Origin of the sequence: Nocardia sp. NPDC051990 (assembly GCF_040680755.1) — a bacterium.
In the GTDB taxonomy this organism is placed as follows: Bacteria; Actinomycetota; Actinomycetes; order Mycobacteriales; family Mycobacteriaceae; genus Nocardia.
The window spans coordinates 1-5,245 of record NZ_JBFAXH010000037.1; the positions used below are offsets into that span (position 1 = coordinate 1).

Consider the following 5,245-nt stretch of genomic DNA (forward strand, 5'->3'; position numbering starts at 1 on the left):
TGTGTGCGTGTGTTCTTTGAGAACTCAATAGTGTGTCGATGAATGTCAGTGCCAAATGTTTTTTGGTTCCGGCCTCTCATACCCCCGTGTGTTGGGGTCGGGCATTTTAGTCAGCAAATTTTTTTGCTGGTGTTTGGTTTTGCCAAGGTTTTCGGACTCTGGTTAATTCTTCTGATTGCACCCTTTTGGGGGTGTGGTTGTGAGTCTTCAACGGAGAGTTTGATCCTGGCTCAGGACGAACGCTGGCGGCGTGCTTAACACATGCAAGTCGAGCGGTAAGGCCCTTCGGGGTACACGAGCGGCGAACGGGTGAGTAACACGTGGGTGATCTGCCCTGTACTTCGGGATAAGCTTGGGAAACTGGGTCTAATACCGGATATGACCATGGGATGCATGTCTTGTGGTGGAAAGATTTATCGGTGCAGGATGGGCCCGCGGCCTATCAGCTTGTTGGTGGGGTAATGGCCTACCAAGGCGACGACGGGTAGCCGACCTGAGAGGGTGACCGGCCACACTGGGACTGAGACACGGCCCAGACTCCTACGGGAGGCAGCAGTGGGGAATATTGCACAATGGGCGGAAGCCTGATGCAGCGACGCCGCGTGAGGGATGACGGCCTTCGGGTTGTAAACCTCTTTCGACAGGGACGAAGCGTGAGTGACGGTACCTGTAGAAGAAGCACCGGCCAACTACGTGCCAGCAGCCGCGGTAATACGTAGGGTGCGAGCGTTGTCCGGAATTACTGGGCGTAAAGAGCTTGTAGGCGGTTCGTCGCGTCGATCGTGAAAACTGGCGGCTCAACTGCCAGCTTGCGGTCGATACGGGCGGACTAGAGTACTTCAGGGGAGACTGGAATTCCTGGTGTAGCGGTGAAATGCGCAGATATCAGGAGGAACACCGGTGGCGAAGGCGGGTCTCTGGGAAGTAACTGACGCTGAGAAGCGAAAGCGTGGGTAGCGAACAGGATTAGATACCCTGGTAGTCCACGCCGTAAACGGTGGGTACTAGGTGTGGGTTTCCTTCCACGGGATCCGTGCCGTAGCTAACGCATTAAGTACCCCGCCTGGGGAGTACGGCCGCAAGGCTAAAACTCAAAGGAATTGACGGGGGCCCGCACAAGCGGCGGAGCATGTGGATTAATTCGATGCAACGCGAAGAACCTTACCTGGGTTTGACATACACCAGAAACATCCAGAGATGGATGCCCCCTTGTGGTTGGTGTACAGGTGGTGCATGGCTGTCGTCAGCTCGTGTCGTGAGATGTTGGGTTAAGTCCCGCAACGAGCGCAACCCTTATCTTATGTTGCCAGCGCGTTATGGCGGGGACTCGTGAGAGACTGCCGGGGTCAACTCGGAGGAAGGTGGGGACGACGTCAAGTCATCATGCCCCTTATGTCCAGGGCTTCACACATGCTACAATGGCCGGTACAGAGGGCTGCGATATCGTGAGGTGGAGCGAATCCCTTAAAGCCGGTCTCAGTTCGGATCGGGGTCTGCAACTCGACCCCGTGAAGTTGGAGTCGCTAGTAATCGCAGATCAGCAACGCTGCGGTGAATACGTTCCCGGGCCTTGTACACACCGCCCGTCACGTCATGAAAGTCGGTAACACCCGAAGCCGGTGGCCTAACCCCTTGTGGGAGGGAGCCGTCGAAGGTGGGATTGGCGATTGGGACGAAGTCGTAACAAGGTAGCCGTACCGGAAGGTGCGGCTGGATCACCTCCTTTCTAAGGAGCACTTCTGCATCGCACCCCGAAGAGTCGGGGATGGTAAACGTGGATGCCAGAGACCGTTTAGTTCTCGTATGTAGAGCTGCGGACGCTCATGGGTGGAACGCTGGCAGGTTTCATCACGTATCAATCTGTCGCCTGATGGGTTGGTGGTGGATATATCGACACACTGTTGGGTCCTGAGAGAACAGACGTTCTTTCCAGGCAAGATAACGACGAGGCTGGATCTTCAGTCATACCGCGAGGGTTTTCGGATTCTCGGCTGGTGCTGAGTCAGGGTTTGGTCTTGTGTGTTGTTTGAGAACTGCACAGTGGACGCGAGCATCTTTGTTAGTAAGTGTTTAAGAGCGTACGGTGGATGCCTTGGCACCAGGAGCCGATGAAGGACGTAGGAGGCTGCGATAAGCCTCGGGGAGCTGTCAACCGAGCTGAGATCCGAGGATTTCCGAATGGGGAAACCCAGCACGAGTGATGTCGTGTTACCCGCGCCTGAATATATAGGGTGTGTGGAGGGAACGTGGGGAAGTGAAACATCTCAGTACCCACAGGAAGAGAAAACAACAGTGATTCCGTGAGTAGTGGCGAGCGAAAGCGGATGAGGCTAAACCAGTTAGATGTGATAGACGGCAGTCGTTGTCTAGCTGGGGTAGTGGGGCTCACTTTCTTGATTCTGCCGAGTCGAGCGACAGTCAGAAAAGTACATGTTAGTCGAAGTGGTCTGGAACGGCCCGCCGTAGACGGTGATAGCCCGGTAGGTGAAAATGTGTGCTCTGTTGTAGTGGGTGCCCGAGTAGCAGCGGGCCCGTGAAATCTGCTGTGAATCTGCCGGGACCACCCGGTAAGCCTGAATACTCCCTGGTGACCGATAGCGGACTAGTACCGTGAGGGAAAGGTGAAAAGTACCCCGGGAGGGGAGTGAAATAGTACCTGAAACCGTGCGCTTACAATCCGTCAGGGCCTGCGCCACCTTTGGGTGGGTGGGTGATGGCGTGCCTTTTGAAGAATGAGCCTGCGAGTTAGTGGCATGTGGCGAGGTTAACCCGTGTGGGGTAGCCGTAGCGAAAGCGAGTCCGAATAGGGCGTTTGAGTCGCGTGTTCTAGACCCGAAGCGGAGTGATCTACCCATGGCCAGGGTGAAGCGACGGTAAGACGTCGTGGAGGCCCGAACCCACTTAGGTTGAAAACTGAGGGGATGAGCTGTGGGTAGGGGTGAAAGGCCAATCAAACTCCGTGATAGCTGGTTCTCCCCGAAATGCATTTAGGTGCAGCGTCACGTGTTTCACGCCGGAGGTAGAGCTACTGGATGGTCTAGGGGGCCTACAAGCTTACCGAAATCAGCCAAACTCCGAATGCCGGTGTGTGAGAGCGTGGCAGTGAGACTGCGGGGGATAAGCTTCGTAGTCGAGAGGGAAACAGCCCAGATCGCCGGCTAAGGCCCCTAAGCGTGTACTAAGTGGAAAAGGATGTGGAGTCGCGAAGACAACCAGGAGGTTGGCTTAGAAGCAGCCACCCTTGAAAGAGTGCGTAATAGCTCACTGGTCAAGTGATTCTGCGCCGACAATGTAGCGGGGCTCAAGTACACCGCCGAAGCCGCGGCATTCACACATGACACCCACTTCCTCCTGCGGGGGGTTGTGTAGTGGTGTGGATGGGTAGGGGAGCGTCGTGCAGCCGTGGAAGCAGCGGGGTGACCTAGTTGTGGAGGCTGTGCGAGTGAGAATGCAGGCATGAGTAGCGAAAGACGAGTGAGAAACTCGTCCGCCGAATGACCAAGGGTTCCTGGGCCAGGTTAATCCGCCCAGGGTGAGTCGGGACCTAAGGCGAGGCCGACAGGCGTAGTCGATGGACAACGGGTTGATATTCCCGTACCCGTGTATCCGCGCCCAATGGCGAATCAGTTGTGCTAAGTGCCCAAAAGCGGATGGACCTCCTTCGGGAGGCTGGAAGTGGCTGCGCACGATCCTGGCTGTAGTAGTCAAGCGATGGGGTGACGCAGGAAGGTAGCTGGGCCAGTCAGTGGTTGTACTGGTGTAAGCCTGTAGGGCGTTGTGTAGGTAAATCCGCACAGCATGTGCCTGAGAGGTGATGCGTAGCCGATTGAGGTGAATTCAGTGATCCTATGCTGCCGAGAAAAGCCTCTAGTGAGTTGGTACACGGCCCGTACCCCAAACCGACACAGGTGGTCAGGTAGAGAATACTGAGGCGATCGAGAGAACTGTGGTTAAGGAACTCGGCAAAATGCCCCCGTAACTTCGGGAGAAGGGGGACCTGATCTGGTGTAGAGACTTGCTCTCGAAGCTGGGTTGGGTCGCAGAGACCAGAGAGAAGCGACTGTTTACTAAAAACACAGGTCCGTGCGAAGTCGTAAGACGATGTATACGGACTGACGCCTGCCCGGTGCCGGAAGGTTAAGAGGACCGGTTAGCGCCTTCGGGTGCGAAGCTGAGAATTTAAGCCCCGGTAAACGGCGGTGGTAACTATAACCATCCTAAGGTAGCGAAATTCCTTGTCGGGTAAGTTCCGACCTGCACGAATGGCGTAACGACTTCTCTGCTGTCTCAACCACAGACTCGGCGAAATTGCATTACGAGTAAAGATGCTCGTTACGCGCGGCAGGACGAAAAGACCCCGGGACCTTCACTATAGCTTGGTATTGGTGTTCGGTACGGTTTGTGTAGGATAGGTGGGAGACTGTGAAGCGGGTACGCCAGTATTCGTGGAGTCGTCGTTGAAATACCACTCTGATCGTATTGGACCTCTAACCTCGGGCCATGATCTGGTTCAGGGACAGTGCCTGGTGGGTAGTTTAACTGGGGCGGTTGCCTCCTAAAATGTAACGGAGGCGCCCAAAGGTTCCCTCAGCCTGGTTGGCAATCAGGTGTCGAGTGCAAGTGCACAAGGGAGCTTGACTGTGAGAGTGACAGCTCGAGCAGGGACGAAAGTCGGGACTAGTGATCCGGCACCGGCATGTGGAAGCGGTGTCGCTCAACGGATAAAAGGTACCCCGGGGATAACAGGCTGATCTTCCCCAAGAGTCCATATCGACGGGATGGTTTGGCACCTCGATGTCGGCTCGTCGCATCCTGGGGCTGGAGTAGGTCCCAAGGGTTGGGCTGTTCGCCCATTAAAGCGGCACGCGAGCTGGGTTTAGAACGTCGTGAGACAGTTCGGTCTCTATCCGCCGCGCGCGTCAGAAACTTGAGGAAGGCTGTCCCTAGTACGAGAGGACCGGGACGGACGAACCTCTGGTGTGCCAGTTGTCCCGCCAGGGGCACTGCTGGTTGGCTACGTTCGGAAGGGATAACCGCTGAAAGCATCTAAGCGGGAAGCCTGTTCCAAGATGAGGTTTCTCACCACCTCGAGTGGTTAAGGCCCCCTATAGACCATGGGGTTGATAGGCCGGAACTGGAAGCCCGGTAACGGGTGTAGGTGACTGGTACTAATAGGCCGAGGACTTACCAACGAAGAAGCTACGCGTCCACTGTGCGGTATCTGAAACAACACACGCAACCCTTC

2 rRNA genes are annotated in these 5,245 nt (G+C 55.8%); both read left to right on the forward strand.

The annotated features are described in order from the left end of the window. Nucleotides 1-207: 207 nt before the first annotated feature. Nucleotides 208-1,726, forward strand: a 16S ribosomal RNA gene (locus tag AB0L63_RS32635). Between the two features lie 334 nt (nt 1,727-2,060). Next, nucleotides 2,061-5,192: ribosomal RNA gene (locus AB0L63_RS32640) — 23S ribosomal RNA — on the forward strand. Together the 16S and 23S rRNA genes form the textbook arrangement of a ribosomal RNA operon. Nucleotides 5,193-5,245 lie beyond the last annotated feature (53 nt).